The organism is Pseudomonas sp. SIMBA_068 (genome assembly GCF_046534705.1).
Classification (GTDB): domain Bacteria; phylum Pseudomonadota; class Gammaproteobacteria; order Pseudomonadales; family Pseudomonadaceae; genus Aquipseudomonas; species Aquipseudomonas putida.
The window spans coordinates 1-251 of record NZ_JAWRYI010001167.1; the positions used below are offsets into that span (position 1 = coordinate 1).

Genomic DNA, 251 nt, shown 5'->3' on the forward strand with positions numbered 1-251 from the left:
GGTCAGGGCGTGCTCGAAGACCTTCAAGCCACGGCGTTCCTGCCAGGGGTAGGCGACCTTGCCAGCTTTGTCCTGGACCATCTCGATGGCCAGGGCCATGCCGGTCTGGCGGATCTCGGCCACATGCGGGTGATCGGCCAGGTGCGCGGTGGCCGTGGCCATGCGTGCGGCCAGGGGCTTGTTGGCCTCGATCACGTTGTCCTGCGCGAAAATATCCAGCGTCGCCAGCGCGGCGGCGCACGCCAGCGGGT

General features: G+C 68.1%; 1 protein-coding gene. It reads right to left on the reverse strand.

The window, feature by feature from the left end; all coding sequences use genetic code 11:
• Positions 1–251 (reverse strand): aminotransferase class III-fold pyridoxal phosphate-dependent enzyme (locus SB756_RS33200; RefSeq protein WP_410913651.1); only part of this gene is annotated, 251 nt, incomplete at both ends.